The organism is Slackia isoflavoniconvertens, assembly GCF_003725955.1.
In the GTDB taxonomy this organism is placed as follows: domain Bacteria; phylum Actinomycetota; class Coriobacteriia; order Coriobacteriales; family Eggerthellaceae; genus Slackia; species Slackia isoflavoniconvertens.
In genome coordinates, this window is record NZ_QIBZ01000004.1 from 47,950 (window position 1) to 69,412 (window position 21,463).

Genomic DNA, 21,463 nt, shown 5'->3' on the forward strand with positions numbered 1-21,463 from the left:
ATGAATCTCGGATACTGGGCTCTGCGTTATTATTGGGGGCATGCTGATTCAAGAGAAAGGACGCTGCATGGCAACGTTTCTGAGCACTATGATCGACCGCGCTAAGGCCGACAAGAAGACCATCGTTTTGCCCGAGGGCAATGACGAGCGCATCCTAGAAGCTGCCGAGAAGGCGCTGGAGCAGGGTCTTGCAAACATCGTGATTGTCGGCAAACCTGAAGAGGTCGCTGAAAAGGGCTTCAATCTCGATGGCGCGACCATTATCGACAACACCAAAGGCGACCTTCGCAAAGAAATGGCCGAGGCGTTCTACGAGTTGCGCAAGAGCAAGGGCGTTACCCCCGAAGAAGCGGAAGCTCAAATGGATGATGTCATGTATTTTGGCACCATGCTGCTGAAGACTGGCCATGCAGATGGCTTGGTTGGTGGCGCTTGCCATGCAACCAAAGACGTGTTGCATCCCGCGCTGCGCATCATTAAAACTGCGCCTGGCAGCAAGCTCGTGAGTTCCTTCTTTGTTATGGAAGTTCCGAACTGCGAGTTTGGCGATGCCGGCACGTTTATGTTCAGCGACTGCGCGGTATGCATTCAGCCGAATGCGGAAGACCTTTCTGAAATTGCCGTTGCGACGGCAAAAAGCTACCAGAAGCTTCTTGGGGCCGAGGCTCGTGTTGCTATGCTTTCGCATTCGAGCTACGGTTCGGTGAAAGACGACGATACGCAAAAGGTCGTCGAGGCGCTTGCCCTTGCTAAGCAGAAGGCTCCTGAGTTCGCTATTGACGGCGAGCTTCAGGCCGACGCCGCGCTCGTTCCGAGCGTTGCCGCAAGCAAGGCTCCCGACTCCCCTGTTGCCGGCAAGGCGAACGTTTTGGTCTTCCCCGACCTCGATGCTGCGAACATTGGCTACAAGCTTGTGCAGCGCCTGGCAAAGGCCGAGGCGTACGGTCCCATTACTCAGGGCCTGGGTGCTCCGATGAACGACTTGTCTCGCGGTTGCTCTGCCGAGGACGTGTTGGGCGTTATTGCCATTACCGCCGTTCAGGCACAGGAGGCTTAATCGCTCTTCGAGTTTTGCCTCTCTATGGAATACATTTCGGGCCGCCTTATGCGGCCCGTTTTTTGCATTTTGAACGAGAAAGGCCCCATGCCCTGCCTCCAATTGAACGTTTATTCTTGGACGCAGGGCATGGGGCCTTTGCTTGGGTCGAGCTCTTTATTTCTTGAGATCCGACACGATGCTCAACGTATCTTGGGCAATCATGAATTCCTCGTTGGTTGGAATCACGATGATTTTAACCGGGGAATCGTCACGGGAAATGAAGCGCTCTTTGCCGTGGTAATCGCGGCGGTTCTTCTCCTGGTCAAGGATAATGCCCAGCGGCTGCAGACCCGCGAACACGATGCGTCGCATGCGGTCGCAGTTTTCGCCGACGCCCGCGGTAAGCACGATAGCATCGCAGCCGGCCATTTCAACGAGATATTGACCGAGGTATTTACGAATGGAGTGCGCGTACATCTCGTAGGCGAGCACCGCACGCTCATTGCCTTCTTCGGCGCCCTTGCGCACGTCACGCATATCGTTGCTGATGCCAGAAACGCCCAACAGGCCCGATTTCTTATTCATGAGCTCATTGATTTGAGGTGGCGTAAGGTCTTCGGCTTCTTCCAAAAACGGAATGATGGCCGGGTCGATTGCGCCGCAACGCGTGCCCATCATAAGGCCGTCTAGCGGAGTGAATCCCATAGACGTGTCAACGGCGATGCCGTGGTCGACGGCGGAAATCGAGCAACCGTTGCCCAGGTGGCATGTGATGATCTTCAAATCTTCGATTGGCTGCTCCATGAGGGCTGCGCAGCGTTGCGCGATATAGCGATGCGACGTTCCATGCGCGCCGTATTTGCGAATCTGATGCTTCTCGCACAGTTCGTATGGCAGCGGATACATGTACGCCGAAGGCGGGAGCGACTGGAAGAACGACGTGTCGAAAACGGCCACCTGCGGCATGTCGGGAGCCATGCTCTGGCACACGTTGATGCATTTGAGCGCGGGCGGGTTATGGAGCGGCGCTAATGTGCAGAGGCTTTCGATTTTCTTGATGACATCGGGCGTGATGAGCACCGAGGAGTCGAAATAATTGCCACCATGCACGATGCGATGCCCGATGGCGTCGATTTCGTTAATGGAGTGAATGGTCGAACGCTCGCTGTGGCACAGCGCATCGAACACGACGGCCAGGGCCTCTTCGTGGTCGGCCATGTACTGAGCAAAGATGCGTTCGTCTTTGTCGGCGCCATGCTTGATATAGGAATCTTTGCTTCCGACGCGCTCACACAGGCCCTTGGCGAGCATCTTGTTATTTTCAGTGTCGATGAGCTGGTATTTCAATGAAGAAGAGCCAGCATTGATGACGAGAATTTTCACGAAGTTCCCCCGTGTCGAACGATTTTAGAGAGCAGGCGATCCAGAGTTCATCGGGGCGCCGCCCAAAACGTGCACATGGATGTGATGAACCGTTTGCTGGGCGTCGTCGCCGGTGTTGACGATGACGCGATAGCCGGTTTTATTGATGCCCTTGATTTCCGCGATCTTTTTCACGGTATTGAAAAGATGGCCCATAAGGTCGTCTGGCAAACCGTCGCCAATGTTGGCGAAGTGCTGCTTAGGGATGATGAGCGTATGCACGGGCATTTGGGGTTCAAGGTCGTCGAACGCAATAACCTTGTCGTCCTCGTATACTACGCTGGCAGGAATTTCGCCAGCGGCAATTTTGCAGAATACGCAGTCGGTCATATGCCATGCTGCCTTTCTCGCGCAATGCGCGCTTTGAGAGAGTTTTATGCACTTTAGTGTAATGCAAATGCCAAGAATACTACGAAAGAGTGCTGTCAGTGGTCGCATCGTCGGCGGGAGCGTCGAGCTGGCCCATAAGCACATCGACTTTTTGTTGGGCGTTCGCGAGTCGGGCCTGCAGATCGGCAAGCAGCGCAACGCCTCGTTCGTAGGCTCTTAGGCTCTCCTCGAGTTCAAGAGAGTTGCTCTCAAGCGTGGTGACCGTGGCATCGAGCTCCGCCATGGCTTCGCGAAAAGTCAGGTCGCTCACCTTTTTCGGCTCGGTTGCGGTGGTGGTGTCGGTCATGAGTCGCTCCTTTCAGAAGCGCGAATGGAATCTACGGTCGCGCAGATGCTTCCGTCGGCAACGGTTACTTCAAAGGTATCGCCGGGTGAAAGCGCCGAGGCGTGTTTCACGATGCGGCCTTCCCCGTCGCGTGCTATTGCATAGCCGCGGGAAAGCGTTGCAAGTGGCGATAAATCGTGGAGGCGCCCTGCCTTTAATGCTACTTCGTGTTGCGCAGGGGTGAGGAGTTTCGAGGAAACTTCACGAAGCCTGTCGCATTGCGCAGAAAGGCGCAGTGTATTGCGATCGAGCGAAGCGGTGGAGCTGCGAAGCCTCGAAGAGTAGTTTTCGAGCTTTGCGGAAGCGCGATCGAAGATAGCTGGCTTTACGGAAAGCCGCGAGGCATATGCCGCAAGGCGGGTTTTGTCTCGCTCGATATTGGCCGGAAGAGCTCGAGAGAGCCTGTCGTGCGCTATGTCGAGCGTGATAAGGTCGCTTGCGAACATCGACCGAGGGTCTTTGAATATGGGTCGCGTGGCGTATCGGTCGAGCGAAAGCGTTGCATGCTGGATTCGCTGCTGCTGACGCTGCGCGATATACTCCCCCATCGATCGCAGCTGGGCTGCGAGCTGCGATGTTTGCACGGTGACCGCTTCGGCGGCTCCGGTGGGCGTAGAAGCGCGCAAGTCTCCAACTAAGTCGGCGATCGTGGTGTCGGGTTCGTGCCCGATGCCCGTTACGACGGGAATGGGGCATTTCACAATGGCGCGGGCGAGCTGCTCGTCGTTGAAGGGCATGAGATCTTCGTAGCTGCCGCCACCGCGTACGAGCAATATGACTTCGACGCGGGCTCGAAAGCACGCGCGCATGCCTTCGACGATGTATTCAGGAGCACGCGCGCCTTCGACCGGAACGCCTGCAACATAGATATGCGCAAGGGGAAACCTGCGGCGCGTTGTGCGCAAAACGTCATGGATGGCATCGCCGCGTGGCGAGGTCACTACGCCGATTTTCATGGGATACGCGGGCACGGGAACTTTTCGTTCGGGTGCCATGAGACCTTCTGCTTCAAGCTTGCGCTGGAGTATGGCGACCTGCTGGCGCAGCATGCCCTCGCCCGCCACGGAGATGGCGAACACCTGGAAGTGCATGCGTCCTTTTTTCGGGTAGAGCGAAAATCGACCGACGAGTTCTACCATCATGCCCACTTCGAGCGTGATGCCGCATTTCTCGAATCGATCGTGCCACATCTGGCAGGGCAGCGTGCCGGTCTCGTCTTTCAACGTGAAGTATGCGTTGGCATACCCCGGTTTCACATTGACTTCCGAGACTTCGCCGAGCACGCGCAGCTTCAGCTTCTCAAGCGAGCCCTTGGCAACATCAAGCGCCTCGGAGATGCTCAAGGGCTTCTTCTCGTCATCGCCCTGTTGTTGTTCGACTTGCGAAGCGAGCATGGGCGATTAGTCTTCCGAACGCGTCGAAAGCACCATGTAGATGAGCTGCAGAAGCGAGGTGAGCGCGGCAGCAACATACGTAAGCGCGCAGGCACGAAGCACGTTGGAGGCGCCCGCGAGTTCGGCACCGTTCATGCCAGAGGCTTTCAGATACGTGAGGCCACGGCGCGATGCGTCAAACTCGACAGGCAGAGTGACGAGCTGGAACAGCAGCGTTGCTGCGAACATGATGATGGCAAGCTTGATGAATGCGCCGCCGGCGGCACCTGCGAACAGGCCAATCATAAAGATGATAATCCATGCGTTTGAGCACAGGTTCACGACGGGAACAAGCGCACTGCGGAACTTCATCATGCCGTATCCTTCGGCATGCTGGGTCGCATGGCCCATTTCATGTACGGCGGTTGCAACCGCAGTGATGGAGGTGGTGTGGTAAGCATCGGGGTCAAGCGTGACCGAGTTGCTGCGCGGGTCGAAGAAGTCTTGGCTGGGACCGCCGGAAAGCACGCCAACGTTGGAGATGCCCTTATCTATGCTCATTTTGCGTGCCATCTGAGCGCCCGTGATGTTGAACGAGCAGGGAATCTTTTGGTATTTGTGCAGCATTGTGGTGACGTACCACTGGGCGCCGCCGCCAATGGCGAGCGTGAGCACCATAACGGCGATATACAGGCCCATATCGTTTCCGACCATAATCATATGCATCAATCCTTTGCGGTATGCGCCTCACGGGCGCTGCGTATGCCGAGACTCGGCATTGAGTTATTGGACAGTTTAGCGAACGGAAGTTTGCCCTAAGCTTGTTGTGAAGCGTTCGTTACTTTCAACACGCCGCCTTCAATTGTGAGGGCCATCTCCCCATTCATGAGCGCGAGCAAATCGTTGCCGACGAGCGTGCGCCTCCATCCCTTGAGCACGTCGGTTTGGTCATAGTGGCCGCGTGCGATTTTGGTGAGATCGTCATGGGATGCCAGCACGCCGAATGCGACGCCGTTTTCCTTTGCGCGAAGCTTTACGAGCGACGAAAGCAGGTCAACTTGCGCGTCGACGTTTGCTTCGCTCTTCGGTGGTTTCAGCAGTTCGGGCCATGATTCCTTGGGCGCGTCGAGGCCGGCGATGCATGCGCGCAATACAGAGCGGGCGTCGTCCATCTTTAGGGCACCTCGGATACCTCGAACCATGAAAAGGTCGTCGAGCGTGCGCGGTTCTCGTTTGCATGCTTCGACAATTTGTTCATCGGAGCAGATCCATTTACGCGGGATATCGCGTTTCATCGCGGTGGTTTCGCGCCAAGCTGCGATTTCGCGCGCGGCGGAAAGCTGTCTGCGGGAGAGCTGGTTCACACGTCTAAGGCGGCGCCAGCGTTCGTTGGGGTCTTCAATGTATTTCTCGGGATTGGAAAGTTCGGCGAAATCGTTGTCGAGCCAATGGAGGCGGCCGAGCCTTTCGAGTTCGGCGGTCATGGAGCGATACATCTTGGGCAGGTACACGACGTCGTCGAGCGCATATTCGATTTGTGAATCGGCGAGTGGACGGCGGCTCCAATCGGTGAACGAATCGGCTTTCTTCAGTTTTACGCCACACTCGCTCATAACGAGCGCTCCGTAGCCAACCTGCAGCGTGCCGCCGAGCAGCGACGCAGCGATTTGCGTGTCGAAAATTGGCTCGGGAAGCACGCCGAGCTCGTGGTGGATGATTTCGAGGTCTTGTGATGCGGCATGGAACAGCTTCACGATTTTTTTGTTCGTGAAAAGCTCTTTGAGGGGCTCAAGGTTGTCAAAGGCGAAAGGGTCAATGGCGACGCTTTCCTTCTCGGTACCCATTTGAATGAGGCAGAGCTTGGGCCAGTATGTTTTCTCGCGGAGGAATTCGGTGTCGACCGCGAGCACTTCGCTGACGCGGGCGCGGTCGATGAATTGTTCCAACTGCTTGCGAGTAGTGATGTACAACGGTTTTCCTTTAGTTGCGTATGTTCCGATTTGTATGTAGTACCATCTTAACGGTAGAGAGGGGGAATGCGCGATGAAAGCACTTATCATCAATAATCTCGCATCTGGATACCAAGATGGGTCCATTTACGATTTTGTGCGTTCATTTACGGAGGATGGCGACGAGGTGTGTATGCGGTCAACCGATGGCACCACGTCAATCGACGGCTTGCTTGACGATGCGAGCGATTTCGATGTGGTCGTTGCTTCGGGCGGCGATGGAACGGTGACTTCGGTCGCGTATGCGCTTGCGAATACTGGTGTGCCGCTTTTGCCCTACCCTGCTGGTACGGCGAATTTGCTTTCCCTCAACTTGGCTCAGCCGAACGAGCCGCACGCGTTGGCGAAGCTCGCTCGACGTTGCGAGACGCTTGACTTCGATGTCGCCGAAATCGAAGCCGAAGGCGAAAAGCACGGCTTCATGATCATGGCGGGTGCGGGCTACGATGCGACGATTATGGAAAGCGCGGCTCCAAACAAGAAATTCTTCGGTACCGTCGCGTATTTCTTGGCCGCGGGTAGCAATATTGTTCCTCAGCGATCGAAAATCGCGGTAACCATCGATGGCGAACGCCACGAAACCGAAGGCTTGGGCGTGCTCGTCATTAATTTCTCGAAGATTCAGTTCGATATCTCGTTCACGCATACGAATCAGCCGCGTGACGGCATGCTTGACGTGATTGTTATGAAGGCCAAAAACGCTTTCGAGCTTTTGCCCGCCGTCTTCGCTGCGATGCTCGATCGAGACGGGGATTTCCCGGAGCGTGGCGACTCTCTTGAGATTTACCAGGGCAAAGAGGTTCGCGTTGAGGCGGACCCTGCGTTCGAGATTCAATACGACGGCGAAGTTCCGAAAAGCAAGACGCCTTTTGTCGCGCGCATTTTGCCGAAGGCGGTTCGCGTTGTAATCTCCGACGAGGGCAAAGCCTTGTTTGAATAACCTGCGTGCTTGAACCTGTTACATGCTCGTAGCATTTAACAGATTGAGTGACAGGTTAATTCATGCGGATGCCGACATACTGAGCGGTGCTCGGAAGGCCGGAAATGCTGTACACGCCGTCAAGGTCGCATACGGAAATGCGCCAGCTATGCGTGCCGCTCTCGGTTTCAATGGTGCCTTCGCGGTAGGTGTTGCCGATTTCGTCAACACCTTCGGCAGTAATGGTTACATTGCCGTTGTCGGCCCAGCCTTCACTTTGCCATGCGTGCTGTACCGCATCTTGCGCATTTTCGGCGGCAAGGTCGCAATAGCGCACTTTCATCTCGGTGCCATTAGTGTGCGAAACCGTAAACCGCCATGAACCTACCAAGTATTTCGACGCAGTTACCGCATCCATGCTTGAAACACCCTTAGCGTAAACGAGCGCGGCATCGGCGAGCGTCACATCGCTCGGGATCTTCATGACATCAACGCCCTCTTCGCCTTCGCCAAGCATGTTGTACGTCTGGTATCCGGCGTCGGCGAAAGTTTGCACAATAGTGGCATCGTCGAGGGAAATGTAGTTTTCCATGATGGGCAAATCGTACGACACTCCGCGGTTGATATTCGTTTCGACAGTGGCGGCGTCGCGCTGTGCGCCATGAAGTATGCCGTCGATTGCGCCGAAAGCATAACGACCGCCGATGATGGCCGCGATAAGGGCGAAAACGAGCGAGACGATAAGCACGGGCTTTGGTGGGTCGAACGGCCGTGCGAGAGACGAGCTATCGATGGTGCGAACGGGCCCCTCGTCGATTTGATTTTGTTTAGAGAACGGTAGTTTCGTGAAATTCATAGCAATCCTGTTCTTGGTTGCAAAAAACTCCGTCATTATATCACTCACGCGAAGGCGGCGAACCAGCCGTCTCGTTTGTCTAAGGGGGAGTAGTTGGCACCCGCGATCCTTCGCGAGGTGCGGCACGTCAACAGACCCGGTATTTCACCTGGCGTGTCTTAAATAACAAGACTCTTGGCGCTACTGCAAGCACGTTATGGCTTGGGCGCTTAGGGGTCGTGTTCCTTTTTGCGTTCCAGCCGAAAGGAGCACCATGGATTTATCGATTTTCACCACACCGGAAGCATGGATTTCGCTGGTCACGCTCATTTTCTTGGAGATCGTTCTCGGCGTTGACAACATTGTTTTCATCTCAATTACCTCAAGCAGGCTTCCTGCTGAAAAACAGCACATCGGTCGCAAGCTCGGTCTTCTGGGCGCCCTGATTTCGCGCTGCATCTTCTTGTGTTTCGCAAGCTATCTCGTGCATATGACCAAGCCGCTGTTCTCACTCGACCTCGGTTTCTGGGCTCATGGCTTCTGCGTGCGCGATTTCGTGTTGCTGCTCGGCGGCGCCTATCTTATCTACAAGGGCATCGACGAGCTTCGTGATGTGCTGGCGCTTACCGAAGAGAAGGCCGAGCATTCTGAAGAGCATAAATCGCTTCGCCAGATTGGTCTTGTACAAGCGATTGCAACCATCATGGTGATGGACGTCGTTTTCTCCATCGACTCTGTTATTACCGCGGTAGGCCTTGCCGACCATCTCATTATCATGATCATGGCCGTTATGATCGCCATTGTGGTGATGATGGTGTTCATCGATCCTATTTCCGACTTCATTAACAAGCATACGGAAATGAAGATTCTGGCGCTTGTCTTCATCTCGGTCATCGGTGTTTTGCTCTTGCTCGATAGCCTTGGTATTAACTCCGGCATCGAAGTGCTCGATATGCACATGGAGAAGCTCATGGTGTATTTCGCCATGGTGTTTGCCGTTGTGCTCGAGCTTATTCAGATGCGTCATTCCACCAATCTTGAGACGTGGAATCACGAGCGCTGGCAGAACATGACCGGCGATGCCGTTAAGGCGGAATTGCTTTCCAGCGAGGGTCGCAAATCAGGCGACAGCGAGGGCGAAAAGGTCGAAAAATAGGCCAATACTCAACGTGCATGACAAATGATGACGTTGTGAACTGGGGTTTCCTAAGGCTGCATGATAGCCGCCTTACAGGGTGCGGGAGTATTCTGCAAAGCGTCAACAGGCAATGCAGACATGCAACCGCACCTATAAGGAGATATGCGTTATGAAAATTCTTGGTCTTGGCGTTCCCGAACTGCTCATCATTCTTGCTGTGGCCCTTTTGATCTTCGGTCCGAAGCACCTTCCGAAACTCGGTCGTTCTCTCGGCCGCACGATTCACAACTTCCGTGAGGGTCTTGGCAACGACAAGGATGTTGTGAAGGAAGCTGAGGAAGAAGAGCCTCCGAAGCGCAAGAAGAAGGCGGCCGCGAAGAAGCTCGAGGCTCCTGCGGATGAGGCTCCTGCGAAAGAAGCTAAGGCTGAAGAGCCTGCCACTGATGTCGCGGAGACGGTCGCTTCCGAACCCGCAAACGCCCAGTAGTTAATAACCCCTCCCTTTCCAATACGAAGCAGCTGTCACAACCTTCCCTCCCTTCGCTTGACGGCTTGCATGAAGAAAGCGGCTCCCCTGATGCGGGAGCCGCTTTCGTTTTCATTTGAAATATTGCGGGAATGGACTCAACGTCGTATCTATATGTCGAAACGATATAAGTCGTATTGGTCCATGATCGCGATGAGCTTGTTGGCGTAGCTGCTGTCGGTTGCCCAGCCCGCGTCTTGGAGCCCCTGAGCCATGAGCGTCGACGAGCGTTCTGCTATGGCTTGCTGTATAAGAGCGTTATCGGCGTACGTCGAAGCTTGCAGGAACACGGCGGAACGAAACTTGATACAAGCCTTGTCGCTTTCGAATTCGATGAACGCATCGTTGATTTGAACGTATTGCCCGTCGTATTCCTCGTTGGTGTCCCAATTCGTGGGCCCCACTACCCCATTGCATTTTGCAAAGGAGTTTGCCCATTTCATGCCGAAGAGATTGTGGTCTTCTTTGGCGAGCCGTGACAAATCTCCCTGATAGGAGCTTTCGGCGATGATTTGGGCGATCGTGCAGCCGGCGGGGTGGCCGTAATGCGCCTGCATTGACCGTGCCTCTGAAACCATGTCTTCCGTGATATAGCTTGGCAGGCCGTCGAGATCGGCTTGAATTCGAGTTTCGGTGGTTACGGCGGTTCCGATGGCGCCAACGGCCAACACGAGGGCGGCCACGAAGGCGAGCATGACGCGCTTGGAGAAATGGCCGACGAGCGTTCCTACGGCGCTTATTGCGTCATGTACCGAAGTGAGCACGGTGCGCTTTTGCTTGGTTGTTCGTTTTTTGACCGCTTGCTTTCTTGCCGAGGCTTTGCCTTGTGCGCTTCGATTTGCCGAAATCGTTTTCGATTTTGTACGGGCCGTGCTGCTGGCTGCCGCCTTTTTCCTGTTTGCGGCAGACGCTGGCTTTGATTTCGCTTGGTTTTGCGTACTCGATGGCTTTTTCTTCGATGGAGGTGCGGCTTGGGCTGCCGATGTTCGAGCGTTGCGTGCTTTTGGCGTTGCGCTTCGCGCGTTTCGCTGAGCCCGCGATGAAGAGGACGCCTTCGTCGCGGGCTTCTTTTTCGCCCTGTTTGTTGCTGTTCGCTGCGTCATCGGCGGTTTGTGCCTCTCGTTTTGCTTCCCCGAGCGCGCGTCCCGTTTGACGCAGGTCTTCCGTCAGGGGCAATTGCGGGCCGGTCGGGCGTGAAAGGCACGGGGCGGCCGTCGCCCGCAACGGGTGCCGAGGGGTTTTTCGGCGGCGTGGGAATATTGAGCTTTACCTTTGGCTTGCGAGTGACGCGCGCGCCTCCGACATAGGTGTTCGTTGCTTTCGGCTTTCCCTTTGTAGGAGCGCTCGGCGCCTCCTTGCCTGATGTTCCTCGTTTTGGACGTGTGCCTACGGTGTTTGTTCCGCGTTCGTTCGATGCGCTCGCTTTGCCGGAACGCGTCGCCGCAGGGGTTGCCGGCTTTTTCCTGGTGGCGTTGTCGGAGGCGTCAAGCGGCAGTCCCGCCGAATCGATTGGTTTGAGGCTGAAAAGGAATTCCCATATGGCTTCCATGAGATTTTCCGGTTGCTCGATTTCGAAATGCTTCATGGGAACCTGGAGCTTTTTTGTTTGGGCGATATAGCGGGCGCCTTCGCGTCGAAGCGGCGTCATCGTGCTGTCAGGCACAGAGATGGGCTCGACAGCGAGTTTGCCGCCGACAACCGTGATGACTTTCACGCCGACTTCGTTGGCCCATGCACGAATTTTTGAGCGTAGGAACATGTTTTCGCACGCTTCAGGCATATCGGGGTGCGCTTCGCGCGTGGCTTCGCGCAAGTCGTCGACAGCGCCAAGTGTATCGGCGCAGGCCAAGCGCCTGTAGAGCAAAACGCGCTCGTCGGTATTGGGGATATATTCTTCCGCGACGTAGGCATGCACGGGAATGTTCACCGTGATGTCGGAAAGGGCTGGAGGCAAGGAATCTGCCGCGCCTTCGCCCGCGCGCGCCGCATCGACGGCGCTTGAAATCATTTGTGCGAACAAATCGAAGCCAACGGCCGACATATTTCCACTTTGCTCTGCGCCAAGAAGGTCGCCCGCCCCTCGAATCTCAAGGTCCCTCATGGCAACGCGCATGCCGCTGCCGAGGTCGGTATGCTCGTTAATCGCTTCGAGGCGTTGCTGCGCTTCTTCGGTGAGGCTTACATGCTCGGGGAACATGAAGTAGGCGTACGCCTGCTTGCTCGAACGTCCCACACGGCCTTTAAGCTGGTACATCTGCGCGAGGCCGAGGCGCTGCGAGTCTTCGATGATGAGTGTGTTGGTGTGGGGATTGTCGATGCCGCTTTCGATAATCGTGGTGGCGACGAGCACATCGATCTCGCCCGCGCTGAAATCTTCCATCACGCGTTCAAGCTCTTCTTTGCCCATTTGGCCGTGCGCCACGCCGATGCGCGCTTCGCCAGCGGCTTCTTGCACGCGACGGACGGCTTCTTCGATGGTGCGCACGCGATTGCTTACGTAATACACCTGTCCCCCACGATGCAGCTCACGGCGAATGGCGTCGCTTACGACATCGACGTCCCATTCGCCCACGTGCACTTCGACGGGGCGTCTGTTGCCCGGCGGCGTAAGGATGAGGCTCATGTCGCGCACGCCCGAAAGACTCATTTGCATGGTGCGCGGAATGGGCGTTGCCGAAAGCGTGAGCACGTCGATTTGTTCGCGCAGGTTCTTGAGCTGTTCTTTGTGCTGTACGCCGAATCGCTGCTCTTCGTCGATGATGACAAGGCCCAGGTCGTGTGGGTTCACGTCGCGTGAAAGCAGTCGGTGCGTGCCGACGAGCACCTGCACGGTCCCCTTCTCGAACCCTTCAAGCGCTGCCTTCATTTCTGCTGGCGAACGGAAGCGCGAAAGCACCTCAACGGTCACGCCGAATTCGTCGAAACGGTCTTTGAACGTTTGGTAGTGTTGCTGCGCCAGAATGGTCGTTGGGCACAGTACCATGACTTGCTTGTTGTCTTGCGTTGCCTTGAAGGCCGCTCGCAGTGCGACTTCGGTTTTGCCAAACCCAACGTCGCCGCACACAAGGCGATCCATGGGCTTGGGTGACTGCATATCGGCCTTCACTTCGGCGATGGCGGAAAGCTGATCTGCGGTTTCCGTATAGGGGAACGACTCTTCCATCTCGCGTTGCCACGGCGTGTCGGGCGAATAGCGGAAGCCCTGCGCGCTTGCTCGGCGCGTGTATACGTCGACGAGGTCGAATGCGAGTTTCTTTGCAGCTTTTTTTGCTTTGTTTAGTTGGCGCGACCAGTCGCTCGTATTCAGGCGCGTGAGACGCGGGCTTGCGCCTTCGGGCCCTACGTAGCGCGTCACGCGGTCGAGCTGTTCGACCGGCACATAGAGGGCATCGCCTTCCGCGTACTGCAAAAGCAGATAGTCGCGCACGACACCCGATACCTCTTGGCGCACGATTTCTTTGAACAGCGCCACGCCGTGCACCGCATGAACGACGTAGTCGCCCGGTTTGAACGGGAACGTGACTTCGGTGATGTCGACATGGCGGCGATTGCGCACGCTCGAGCCACGACCTTGCGTGTCGTGGATTGAAATCATGCCGATTTTTGCCGCAGGAATGACCATGCCCAAGGGGATATCCACGTCGACGATGTTCACGACGCCTTTTTTCAGGGCACGAACATTGCGATGCCACCAGGGGTGGTCGCTAAGCGATTTCGCGCGTTTTGCCTGCACAGGCGTGAGCGCGTGCTCAGGCTCGGCGTCGTCGCTTTCGTCGGGAGCCGAGTCGAGGATTTCATGCATGGGCAGTGAATTGTCGACGCAGAAGAGCTTCATGTCCTCGCGTGCGCGGAAATTCGGCACCGAAAAAACCACCGTGTAATGCTGCTCTACGAGCGTTCGCAGGCGCGCGAGGAGTTTTTCCGAATCGCCTGCCACCTCGGTGCGCTTTACGGGGAGCTCGGCATCGAGCACGCCACCCACGCGCATGATGGACGCGAGCGTGAAGCGCTGGTTGCTTCCGAAATCGAGCTTGGGAGCTGGCAGATAGAGCCTGTCAACGGGAATATGGCTGCCTGCGGCGCGCGATGAGGCGTCGTCGAAAGCGCGCAGGGCGTCGTCGATAATGCTGCGCGGCTCATCGAGCACGGTAAGCACGGTGCTCGATGCGTAGTCGGCAAGAATTTCGAGGTTGCCATACATGAGCGGCAAGGCTGCGTCGACGCCGTCGTGGTCGTTGCCAGAGTCAATCCATTCGAAAATCTCGCGCCATACAGGGTCGGTTTCTGCTTTTTTAGCCGCAGCTTTCGAGGCCTTGTAGAGCGCAGCTCCGCTCAAGCAGTATTCGCGCACGGGGAAAACGCGCGCTTCGTCAAGCGATGTGATCGTTTGGCCGGTGGAGGGCACGATTCGGCGAATCTCGTCGATTTCGTCGCCGAAAAAGTCAAGACGTACGGGAAAACCCGTATCGCCTGGAAAAACGTCGATGACGCCGCCGCGCACGCAAAACGTGCCGGGGCCTTCGATGGCGTCGCCGGTATTTTCGAAGCCACGAGAGACGAGCGCTCGCTCAACTTCCTCGAACGTGAGCACTTCGCCCGTGGCGGCATCGACGGGTTCTGTATCGCGATTGAAAATGACGGGGGCGAAAACACGTTCTTCATGGGGCGGCAATGCGCGAATGAGCGCAGCTCCGCTTGCGACGACGATTTTTTCCTCGCCGCGTTGAAGGGCCCAGCCAGCTGCCGTTCGGCGCGCGACCTCACGCGCGTCGGGACGCTTCGGCGCAAAGGGGTAATCGCTCCGCGCGGGAAAATGCAGCACGGTTTCGTCGCCTACGTACGACGCGAGCGAGCGCGCGAAGTTTGAAGCGGCGTCTTCGCCGGGCACGACGACCAACATGGGTTGCGGCGTGTCGGCGAAACGAGCCGCAACGGCGAATGCGCGCGCTGATGAAGCGATGCCGAGCGCCGCGTCGCAGCCTGCGTCGAGTTTGCTGTAAACCGCCGAAAGCGCTTCGCTTTCGCGGAGGGCTCTCGTAAGCGCGTCAATGAGCATGCTGCCGCCTTATCGTTAATGAGTATAGTTTGTGTTCTATACGTCTTGCCAAACACCAAAAGCCGCATTGCGCGGCCGAATGGGTTGAGTATAACAAAGCAGAATGGAAGCTCGATGTGGCGCGCATTTGTTTGGTGTGGTGCCGAATTTGCTCGATGTGGCACAAATGTGCGGTTGTGAACCCCCTTGTGAAGGGGCGTAGTTTACGTCAACTGTAAAATACCAGGTCAACGCTTAATCTCTTTCAGTACTGTCTTAAGCACCACTTGATTCTGGAAAAAATATCGTTCACAACCGCAAATCTGTGCCAAAAAAGGACGAATCTGTGCCAAAAATAGAAGCTCCTGCAACATATACACCCTGTTATTCGTGTTAGAGGCGTCGACGAATAACCACGGCGATCGCATGACAGGTAAGGAATCGAATGAGTATCGACAATGAAGAGAGAAAGAAACGGTGCGCTGAAGCGATGCGCGTGCATGGCGATGCAGTGTATCGCTTGGCTTTCGCGCGCTGTCGAAATACGGCCGACGCCGAGGATATCTTTCAGACAACGTTCCTTAGGTTCTATGCTTCACCCATTCCGTTTGGCAATCCCGAACACGAAAAAGCGTGGCTGCTGCGCGTATGCATCAATGCGTGCAAAGATCTTCAAAAGAGCGCATGGCGCACGAAAGTATCTGCAATGCCCGATGAATTCGATGTTCCTGACACGAGCGCGCGAAAAGAGACAACGCCGCAAGAAGAAGCGCTCGATGAAGCTATGCAAGGGTTGTCGCCTGAGCAGCGCACAGTTGTTCATTTGCATTATTTCGAGGGCTTTTCGACTGGGGAGATAGCGCAAATGCTCGGCATGCGTTCGGCGACGGTGCGCAGCCATCTGCATAGAGCACGTATCGCCATGAGGAATGCCCTCGAGGATGCGGGTTTTCCGCAGACAAACGGACGAATAGGAGCTCCGGTTAAAGCGCAGAAAGTTTCATCACCCGAAAGACGTTTTTCGAATACGGCTTCTGACTCTTTTCGCGAATCCGCTCATTTCAACACCGACTCCATTCTAGAAGGAGGAAGCAATGAACGATGATAACGACCTGCGTGCTCTTTATCTCGCATCGCAGAAAGATGTGCATGCCCCCGAACAATTGAAGGAACGCACACTTGAGCTGCTTGACGGCAACGATGCAACCTTGGCCTCTGCCGCGCTTGAGCCTGCTGCGTCCGTTCGGAAACAACGTTTCATGGGGCTTGGGCGTAAGCCGTTCTACGGCATTGCCGCGTGCCTGGCGCTTGCGGCTTTGGGTTTTGGAGCAGCGCAGGCAATGATGCATACGAATGAGGGCGCCGCCGATGTGGGTGCGCTCGAGACGGCCAACCTTGATTTCGCGGTTAAAGCCTATGCTGCCGGTACGCAATCGCCGCTTGCTGCGGGCGATAACGGGATGATCGTGTTTGGACATACGAGCGATCTGTCGCAAAACTCGCCAGAATGGGACGACAACGGCACCTATACGGGATGCCTGTTTAAGGTGGAAGCCGAGGGCGTAAAAACCGTACAGGCGCATATTTCGAAAGGCATGTTGTATCGCTACGATACACAGAATGTGAGCTATGCGAGCAATTCTGAGTTATTGTACGAAGCGTCCACATGGAAGCCGCTGAAGCGAGGGCTTGGCGAGCATTTGGGCGCGTATGACGAAGTGGCGGTTGGTATTGCGAATGATGGGCTGAGCAAAGACGACCCGAACAAAACCTATCAGGTTCAAACGTCCAAGCGCTTGGGGCAAACCGCCGAGCTCAACTACGACGAAGGCGATGAAAATACCTATTTTGGCTTATGGACCGATGAGGTGGGCGACTCTGATGCGTCCGATGATTCGATGCGCGACCAATTCGGAACAATTGCGAATGCGTTTGAAGGCGCCGAACTTACGGTGACGGTCACTTTCGAAGACGGGCGCACATCGACTCAAACCATCGATTTGCATGCTGGCAATTTCCTTGCCGATTGGGGCGATGGCAACAAGGAAGACTTGGGGGCTCTGGCGATACAGCCCACGCTTCTCGAAGATGGCGCAGAAGTGCCCGATAGCGCTCTTGTGTTGCGAACCGTGTACGGTGAGGTGGCGTCATCGACCGGTGAGGCCTTCCCCTATGCGAATGAGCCCATCAATGAATATGCAAACACCACCGACGAACCTATGAAGTTGCCCAATGATGGCACGGGAGACTTCCTGGAAAATGGCGTGCAAGTCGAAATCGGCAAAGACGGCGAAGTTCTGAGTACCTACGCGAGTGCTGCAACAGACGAATCTTCCGAAACGATGTTGGACTCAAAGAGCGAACAGACTCCGAGTTTGACGGTGAACGGAATTTCAACGGAGCTTGTTGATTGCCTACCGGAAGGCACGCCGTTCGAAAAAACCGAGATTGCACGCATGGCTCCCCTGGATTATTGGAACAGGATTATTGAGCAGCGCTGCGGATTCACTATCGACTCGGATTGGAAAGCAAGCGATGGGGCAAGCATCATCCATGTGAATTATTCCTTGACCAACGGCTCCGACGAGCGCAAGCTCTTTAGGGTGCCCTCTATGCAGTCGCTTGGCCGAATTGATGGCAGTGCGACCTTCTATAGCGCAGGAAACTCCGCAGCGCCCTTGATGTTCGTTGGCGCAAAGAACGACGGTTCTACGTGCGGCTGGTACGATAACGACGTGGCGACGCTTGAGCCTGGCGAATCGATGAAGGTCGATTGCTATTACGAAGTGAACAATTCGCTTTTAAGCCGAAACGACCTTGCAATCGCGTTTGGCGCAAATGACATTCCGAATATCGCCGTAAGAATTTCTCTTGCCTAAACGAACGTGGGGCAGGTGATCGTCTCCTGCCCCACTCTAAGATATAAGTGCCAGCGATATAGACTTAAAGCGCACGGAGCATATGGCTACTTGTTCTTAACCATATCCAAGAACAGCTGGTGAATGGAATTGTCGGCATCGAGCTCTGGATGGAATGAAAGCGCAAGCTGGTTGTCCTGGCGAACTGCGACGATATCGCCGTCCACGCGAGCAAGCACCTCGACGCCCTCGCCCACTTCTTCAACCAGGGGGCCGCGAATAAACGTCATGGGAACCGCGCCGAGCCCCTTGAATTCCTCGATAGCGCGGAAACTGCCCAACTGGCGACCGTATGCGTTGCGACGAACCTTGATGTTCATGGTGGCGAAATAGGGCGGCGCAGCTGGATCGGGCGTGTTGCTGGTCACGTGTAGGGTGGAGCCAGCGACCGATTCTGCGAACGTAGAAAGGGATTTGGCGCCCGTGCCCTTGCCCTGGGATACTTCGTTCGCAAGCAGAATCATGCCAGCGCAGGTCGCAAGCACCGGAATGCCGCTGGCGATTCGCGCCTTCAGGTCGTCGAACATGCCAAGTTCGCGAAGCAGCTTGCCTTGCACGGTCGATTCTCCGCCGGGAAGCACGATGCCATCGAATTGCTGGTTCAAGTCGCTCGCTTGGCGGAGCTCGACGCATTGTGCGCCAAGCTGCTCAAGCTTATGTTCGTGTTCAATGAAGGCGCCCTGAACGGCCAGAACGCCAATAAGAGGTTTAGCCATATTTGATTCCAATCTTCGTCTGCCGGTTGGCGTTTATTCGTCAGGCGATACCTGAGCTCGCACGAACAGCACGTATGTGCTGTTCGGCTCGTGCGGACGCTGCCGACTAAACGCCAACCGGCAGACGGCGCGCGTTACCTTCATTATGCGAAGCGGGGGTCTCATCCTTTAGTCGGGCCTTTCCGCACGAGCCGAAAGCCACTTAATGTGGCTTTCGTGCGAGCTCAGGCATGTGGCCCGAATGAAGGATGAGACCCCCGTGGGTAGCTTGATTATTTGCCGCGCTCGGCCATGAGCAGGGCGATTTCGCTTTCGTTGATGCCCACCATGGCTTCACCCAAATCTTCGGAAAGCTCGGCGATGAGTTTTGCATCGGTGTAGTTCGCGACGGCCTTCACGATGGCGGCAGCGCGCTTTGCGGGGTTGCCGCTCTTGAAAATGCCGGAGCCCACGAACACGCCCTCGGCGCCGAGCTGCATCATGAGTGCCGCGTCGGCCGGGGTCGCCACACCGCCTGCAGCGAAGTTGACAACGGGGAGTTTGCCGTTGTCGTGCACTTCCTTGAGCAGGGCATGCGGAACACCGAGCTGCTTGGCCGCCTCGAAGAGCTCATCTTCGGCCATGCCTGCCACGCGGCGAATCTCGCTCTGCATAGCGCGCATGTGAGTCACGGCCTGAACGACGTCGCCCGTGCCCGGTTCGCCCTTAGTGCGAATCATGGATGCGCCCTCGGCGATACGGCGAAGGGCTTCACCCAAATCGCGCGCGCCGCAGACGAACGGCACGGCGAACTTCGTCTTGTCGATGTGGTACACATCGTCGGCGGGCGAAAGCACCTCAGACTCGTCGATGTAGTCGATGTCAATCGCTTCAAGAATTTGAGCTTCGACGAAATGTCCAATGCGGCATTTCGCCATAACCGGGATGCTTACGGCTTCCTGGATGCCCTTGATCATTTTCGGGTCGCTCATGCGCGACACGCCGCCAGCTGCGCGAATGTCTGCAGGAATGCGCTCCAGGGCCATAACGGCACACGCGCCGGCTTCCTCGGCGATGTGCGCTTGCTCGGGTGTGGTGACGTCCATGATGACGCCGCCCTTGAGCATTTGGGCGAGGTTACGGTTGAGCTGTGAGCGATTTTCGGTAGCTTCAGTCATGATGGCCTTCCTTTCGGGCTTTGTTTGGAATGCCTGAAATCCTATCGAGTTACTGGTATTATTCGTAGCACCACTTTGCATTGTTTTACTAGGGTCAGATTAATACCAGATTGCTTTAGTTAGCTAAAGTGATAAGGCCAGTTTGAAAGCAGGCGCCATGCTTACCTATGACATGGATCAACGCGGGGAAGAATCTTTGTACGCGTATCTGTACGATTGCATGCGCGCCGACATTGAAAATGGCTCCATCGCGGCAGGCGAAAAACTCCCCTCAAAGCGTAAGCTTGCCGATCATTTGGGAGTGAGCATCGTCACGGTCGAAGGCGCCTATCGCCAGCTCATTGCGGAAGGCTATGTCGAATCGCGTGCACGCCGCGGTTATTTCGCTGCATATATCTCAAGCTCGAATACTCGCGCCCTAACGAAGGAGGGCGGCGTCGCACCCGCGGGCACCTTCATGCCTGATGCATTTGAACATAAAGGCGAAAATGAGCCGGTCTTTTCGCCCTCATACGCATTCGATTTGTCGAAAGGCCAGCTTCCCGAAAGCCTTTTCCCGTTAGCTTCGTGGTCGAAGGCGCTACGCGACACGCTTACGCAGGAGCCCGCATCTGCGCTCGTTGGCGAGAGCGACCCTTTGGGGTGCATGGCGCTTCGCGAGGAGATATCGCGATACCTCCGACAGACGCGTGGGCTCGTAGCTCCGCCCGAGAATATCGTGGTGGGTTCGGGCGCGCAAACTCTGTACAACCTTATCGTGCAGCTCATTGGCCGAAACAGAACCGTCGGCGTTGAAGACCCCGGCTATCCAAGACTTCGCAGGGTGTATGGCGCAAATAATGTGCGCCTTTCCCCTATTCCGCTTGATGCATCGGGTGTGTCGATGGCTTCGGTTCGCGCGGCGGGCGTCGATAGGCTGCATATCACGCCTTCTCACCAGTTCCCCACGGGTATCGTGACAAGCGTGAGTCGACGTCACGAATTGCTCGGTTGGGCGACCGAGGTGCCTGGCCGCTACATTATTGAAGATGATTACGACTGCGAGTTTCGCCTGGCTGGGCGCCCGATTCCTACGCTTCAGGGAATCGATGCTTCTGAGCGCGTCATATATACCAACACGTTTTCAAAAAGCCTCGGCTCGGCTTTTCGCATCGCTTACATGGTGCTACCCGACCATTTGGCTCGCCGTTATCGAGACGAGCTGGCGTTTTATTCATGTACAGTTCCGGCGATTGATCAGCTTGCTCTCGCCCGCTTCATGCAGCGCGGCGAATTCGAGCGGCATGTGAATCGTTTGCGTACCCATGCCCGCGATGTGCGCGATGCCTTCCTCGCCACGCTTAAGGACGCATTGCCGCAGGGAAGCTTTACTGTCGCGGGGCACGATGCTGGCCTGCATTTCGTTCTTGGCTTTCCCGAAATCGATGATGCTCGATTCGCCGAAAGCCTCGCTGAAAATTTGGTGCGCATGCCCTCGCTTCGAGAATTCAGCATGAAGAAAAACGACGCAACGAACGATTGTCGTTACGTCGTTCAATACCTTCAATTGTCGGAGGACCAAGCGCGCAATGCGGCGCTCGCAATTGCTCGGGCGTATGCGTCGATTCACTGACGCGGGCTCGAAACGAGCGGCACTCGCGCGCATTTGCAGATGGGGATTT

The 21,463-nt window shown here is 56.0% G+C and carries 18 protein-coding genes; 7 read left to right on the plus strand and 11 right to left on the minus strand.

Features of this window, described 5'->3' with window-relative positions; all coding sequences use genetic code 11:
- Positions 1-67 precede the first annotated feature (67 nt).
- Entirely contained in the window at positions 68-1,057 is a 990-nt protein-coding gene (gene pta, locus DMP05_RS02905; RefSeq protein WP_123219079.1) for a phosphate acetyltransferase, read from the plus strand.
- Positions 1,058-1,213: 156 nt separating this feature from the next.
- Here pta and DMP05_RS02910 read toward each other — a convergent pair whose 3' ends face one another.
- From DMP05_RS02910 to rnd, 6 genes are all read right to left on the minus strand, one after another.
- On the minus strand, positions 1,214-2,422 hold the full coding sequence (locus DMP05_RS02910) for an acetate/propionate family kinase (RefSeq protein ID WP_123219080.1): 1,209 nt from the start codon (positions 2,420-2,422) through the stop codon (positions 1,214-1,216).
- A 24-nt stretch (positions 2,423-2,446) separates the two neighbouring features.
- On the minus strand, positions 2,447-2,791 hold the full coding sequence (locus DMP05_RS02915; protein ID WP_123219081.1) for a histidine triad nucleotide-binding protein: 345 nt from the start codon (positions 2,789-2,791) through the stop codon (positions 2,447-2,449).
- Between the two features lie 79 nt (positions 2,792-2,870).
- Entirely contained in the window at positions 2,871-3,137 is a 267-nt protein-coding gene (gene xseB, locus DMP05_RS02920) for an exodeoxyribonuclease VII small subunit (RefSeq protein WP_123219082.1), read from the minus strand.
- On the minus strand, positions 3,134-4,570 hold the full coding sequence (gene xseA / locus DMP05_RS02925; RefSeq protein WP_123219083.1) for an exodeoxyribonuclease VII large subunit: 1,437 nt from the start codon (positions 4,568-4,570) through the stop codon (positions 3,134-3,136). Before xseA ends, xseB begins: the two co-directional genes overlap by 4 nt.
- Before the next feature lie 6 nt (positions 4,571-4,576).
- Positions 4,577-5,269 (minus strand): zinc metallopeptidase, encoded by a 693-nt coding sequence (locus DMP05_RS02930; RefSeq protein ID WP_311718734.1) that lies wholly within the window; start codon positions 5,267-5,269, stop codon positions 4,577-4,579.
- Between the two features lie 95 nt (positions 5,270-5,364).
- Entirely contained in the window at positions 5,365-6,519 is a 1,155-nt protein-coding gene (rnd, locus tag DMP05_RS02935; protein WP_123219084.1) for a ribonuclease D, read from the minus strand.
- A 73-nt stretch (positions 6,520-6,592) separates the two neighbouring features.
- On the opposite strand from rnd, the gene DMP05_RS02940 reads away from it, so the two are divergent.
- Entirely contained in the window at positions 6,593-7,498 is a 906-nt protein-coding gene (locus DMP05_RS02940; protein WP_123219085.1) for a diacylglycerol/lipid kinase family protein, read from the plus strand.
- A 55-nt stretch (positions 7,499-7,553) separates the two neighbouring features.
- On the opposite strand, the gene DMP05_RS02945 is transcribed toward DMP05_RS02940, so the two are convergent.
- Entirely contained in the window at positions 7,554-8,333 is a 780-nt protein-coding gene (locus DMP05_RS02945; RefSeq protein WP_148039682.1) for a hypothetical protein, read from the minus strand.
- A gap of 253 nt (positions 8,334-8,586) precedes the next feature.
- Here DMP05_RS02945 and DMP05_RS02950 point away from each other — a divergent pair, with 253 nt between their 5' ends.
- Together DMP05_RS02950 and tatA are read left to right on the plus strand one after the other, a co-directional pair.
- Positions 8,587-9,468 carry a TerC family protein gene (locus DMP05_RS02950; protein WP_123219087.1) on the plus strand — a complete coding sequence of 294 codons (882 nt, stop codon included), beginning with the start codon at positions 8,587-8,589 and terminating at the stop codon, positions 9,466-9,468.
- Positions 9,469-9,619: 151 nt separating this feature from the next.
- Positions 9,620-9,937 (plus strand): twin-arginine translocase TatA/TatE family subunit, encoded by a 318-nt coding sequence (tatA, locus tag DMP05_RS02955; protein WP_123219176.1) that lies wholly within the window; start codon positions 9,620-9,622, stop codon positions 9,935-9,937.
- A 149-nt stretch (positions 9,938-10,086) separates the two neighbouring features.
- Here the strand turns inward: tatA and DMP05_RS02960 are convergent, their stop codons facing one another.
- Together DMP05_RS02960 and mfd are read right to left on the minus strand one after the other, a co-directional pair.
- Positions 10,087-10,740 carry a glucosaminidase domain-containing protein gene (locus tag DMP05_RS02960; RefSeq protein WP_244595018.1) on the minus strand — a complete coding sequence of 218 codons (654 nt, stop codon included), beginning with the start codon at positions 10,738-10,740 and terminating at the stop codon, positions 10,087-10,089.
- Positions 10,741-11,075: 335 nt separating this feature from the next.
- Positions 11,076-15,032: a transcription-repair coupling factor gene (gene mfd, locus DMP05_RS02965; protein WP_123219089.1), complete on the minus strand. Its 3,957-nt coding sequence runs from the start codon at positions 15,030-15,032 to the stop codon at positions 11,076-11,078.
- A 424-nt stretch (positions 15,033-15,456) separates the two neighbouring features.
- Here mfd and DMP05_RS02970 point away from each other — a divergent pair, with 424 nt between their 5' ends.
- Together DMP05_RS02970 and DMP05_RS02975 are read left to right on the plus strand one after the other, a co-directional pair.
- Entirely contained in the window at positions 15,457-16,116 is a 660-nt protein-coding gene (locus tag DMP05_RS02970) for an RNA polymerase sigma factor (RefSeq protein ID WP_211326838.1), read from the plus strand.
- Entirely contained in the window at positions 16,106-17,890 is a 1,785-nt protein-coding gene (locus DMP05_RS02975) for a hypothetical protein (RefSeq protein WP_123219091.1), read from the plus strand. The genes DMP05_RS02970 and DMP05_RS02975 overlap by 11 nt, the downstream gene beginning before the upstream one ends.
- Positions 17,891-17,976: 86 nt before the next feature.
- Here DMP05_RS02975 and DMP05_RS02980 read toward each other — a convergent pair whose 3' ends face one another.
- Positions 17,977-18,645 (minus strand): pyridoxal 5'-phosphate synthase glutaminase subunit PdxT, encoded by a 669-nt coding sequence (locus DMP05_RS02980; RefSeq protein WP_123219092.1) that lies wholly within the window; start codon positions 18,643-18,645, stop codon positions 17,977-17,979.
- A 272-nt stretch (positions 18,646-18,917) separates the two neighbouring features.
- On the minus strand, positions 18,918-19,802 hold the full coding sequence (gene pdxS, locus DMP05_RS02985; RefSeq protein ID WP_123219093.1) for a pyridoxal 5'-phosphate synthase lyase subunit PdxS: 885 nt from the start codon (positions 19,800-19,802) through the stop codon (positions 18,918-18,920).
- A gap of 157 nt (positions 19,803-19,959) precedes the next feature.
- On the opposite strand from pdxS, the gene pdxR reads away from it, so the two are divergent.
- Positions 19,960-21,414 carry a MocR-like pyridoxine biosynthesis transcription factor PdxR gene (gene pdxR / locus DMP05_RS02990; RefSeq protein ID WP_123219094.1) on the plus strand — a complete coding sequence of 485 codons (1,455 nt, stop codon included), beginning with the start codon at positions 19,960-19,962 and terminating at the stop codon, positions 21,412-21,414.
- The last annotated feature ends 49 nt before the right edge of the window (positions 21,415-21,463 follow it).

Coding starts and splice junctions, on each gene's coding strand:
- DMP05_RS02930 (WP_311718734.1), bottom strand. CDS start 5,269: ATGATTATGGTCGGAAACGATATGGGCCTGTATATCGCCGTTATGGTG.
- DMP05_RS02915 (WP_123219081.1), bottom strand. CDS start 2,791: ATGACCGACTGCGTATTCTGCAAAATTGCCGCTGGCGAAATTCCTGCC.
- pdxS (WP_123219093.1), bottom strand. CDS start 19,802: ATGACTGAAGCTACCGAAAATCGCTCACAGCTCAACCGTAACCTCGCC.
- xseA (WP_123219083.1), bottom strand. CDS start 4,570: ATGCTCGCTTCGCAAGTCGAACAACAACAGGGCGATGACGAGAAGAAG.
- DMP05_RS02940 (WP_123219085.1), top strand. CDS start 6,593: ATGAAAGCACTTATCATCAATAATCTCGCATCTGGATACCAAGATGGG.
- pdxR (WP_123219094.1), top strand. CDS start 19,960: ATGCTTACCTATGACATGGATCAACGCGGGGAAGAATCTTTGTACGCG.
- xseB (WP_123219082.1), bottom strand. CDS start 3,137: ATGACCGACACCACCACCGCAACCGAGCCGAAAAAGGTGAGCGACCTG.
- DMP05_RS02975 (WP_123219091.1), top strand. CDS start 16,106: ATGAACGATGATAACGACCTGCGTGCTCTTTATCTCGCATCGCAGAAA.
- DMP05_RS02945 (WP_148039682.1), bottom strand. CDS start 8,333: ATGAATTTCACGAAACTACCGTTCTCTAAACAAAATCAAATCGACGAG.
- DMP05_RS02980 (WP_123219092.1), bottom strand. CDS start 18,645: ATGGCTAAACCTCTTATTGGCGTTCTGGCCGTTCAGGGCGCCTTCATT.
- tatA (WP_123219176.1), top strand. CDS start 9,620: ATGAAAATTCTTGGTCTTGGCGTTCCCGAACTGCTCATCATTCTTGCT.
- DMP05_RS02970 (WP_211326838.1), top strand. CDS start 15,457: ATGAGTATCGACAATGAAGAGAGAAAGAAACGGTGCGCTGAAGCGATG.
- mfd (WP_123219089.1), bottom strand. CDS start 15,032: ATGCTCATTGACGCGCTTACGAGAGCCCTCCGCGAAAGCGAAGCGCTT.
- DMP05_RS02950 (WP_123219087.1), top strand. CDS start 8,587: ATGGATTTATCGATTTTCACCACACCGGAAGCATGGATTTCGCTGGTC.
- pta (WP_123219079.1), top strand. CDS start 68: ATGGCAACGTTTCTGAGCACTATGATCGACCGCGCTAAGGCCGACAAG.